The sequence below is a fragment of the Microbacterium sp. APC 3901 genome (genome assembly GCF_030407765.1).
GTDB lineage: Bacteria > Actinomycetota > Actinomycetes > Actinomycetales > Microbacteriaceae > Microbacterium.
Genome location: NZ_JASDCU010000029.1, coordinates 1 through 1,297, shown reverse-complemented (window position 1 = coordinate 1,297; position 1,297 = coordinate 1). Strand labels below are relative to the sequence as shown.

Genomic DNA, 1,297 nt, shown 5'->3' with positions numbered 1-1,297 from the left:
ACACGTCGTCCTGTCCCTCGGGAGGAGAACTGCGCTTCGGGAGGAGAGATCTGCGGATTCTCTCCTCCCGAGGCGCAGTCTTCCTCCCGAGGGATGCTTGTACGGGCGCGGGAGAGGGATCGGCGGGGCGAGGGATGCAGACAGGGAGAGGGTGCGGACAGGGAGAGGTGCGGACAGGGCGAGGGGATGCGGATCACTCACTCCGCGAGGTGGAGTCGTTGCCCGATCGCGGTCAGGATCACCTGCTGCACCTGCGCCCAGTGGCCGATCAGCTGGCCGTAGCCGATGCGGATCACGTGATAGCCGTGCAGCGTCAGAAGAGCATCGTGGGCGATGTCGCTCGTCCGCTGTTCACCGACATGATGACCGCCGTCGATCTGCACCACGAGGCGCTCCCCGATGACGAAGTCGACCCGATGTCCGAGTATCCAGACCTGCGGTACGACAGGGATCCCCAGCCACCTCAGCCGCACCTGGAAGATGCTCTCGGTTCCGGAGTCGGCGAATTGCCGAGCATCTGCGAGCAGACGTCGAGCAGCGGGCGGAAGCGGAGCCCGCTCGAGGATGCCGGGTGCGATGAGGCTCTGCCGCATGGCCGACTCCCAGGTCGCGAGGGCACTCTCATACGGCTGGCACCCCGCGACCAGGATCAGTGCGTTCTCGAGCGAGTCCTCACGCGAGTCCGGATCGCGCGGGAACACCGGTTCGTTCCAGTGCACCGTGCCGCGGGGCAACTTCACGTGGCCTGACCGCGCCGGCGCAGCGACATGGGGCTGCGCCGCATCGAGCACCCACAGCCCTTTCCGCGCCGCGAGCGTGACACAGCTCAGGAACACTCCGCGGCGGGCAGCCGCGACAAGCATCGGGTCGGCATCCGGCAACGCGACCCACCCTCGGCGGACAGCGATGACATCGCCCCTCTGAACGGACGATCGAAGCGCGTGCCTGCTCACCCCGAGCCGCTTCAGCGTCTCAGTGCGGGCCACTCCGTCGCGCTGTGTCAGCGCCTGTCTGGGGTTCACCCGTCGAGGATCGCCGATGCGCGCGTCCGCGATTGAGACGGAACCCACGATTCGGGTGGGGCACCCGCCGATCTTCATCCGTGCAGAAGGGGTGTCGCCTCCCGCGGTCCCGGCCCCGTGCGTCGTGACGCCCACGCGGCGCACGCGCCGCACACTCGAACATCCGTCGGGAGGAGGACTGCGCCTCGGGAGGACGAATTCTCGACATGCCTCCTCCCGAAGCGCAGTTCTCCTCCCGAGGCACAGGAGGGGTAGAAGGAGGAGGGGCACGGATG

At 67.8% G+C, this 1,297-nt stretch carries 1 protein-coding gene; it reads right to left on the bottom strand.

The genetic code is table 11. The features are described from left to right. Positions 1-197: 197 nt before the first annotated feature. A complete protein-coding gene (locus QMA07_RS16940; RefSeq protein WP_290164011.1) occupies positions 198-1,022 on the bottom strand; it encodes a DUF559 domain-containing protein in 825 nt (274 codons plus the stop codon). Positions 1,023-1,297: the final 275 nt, after the last annotated feature.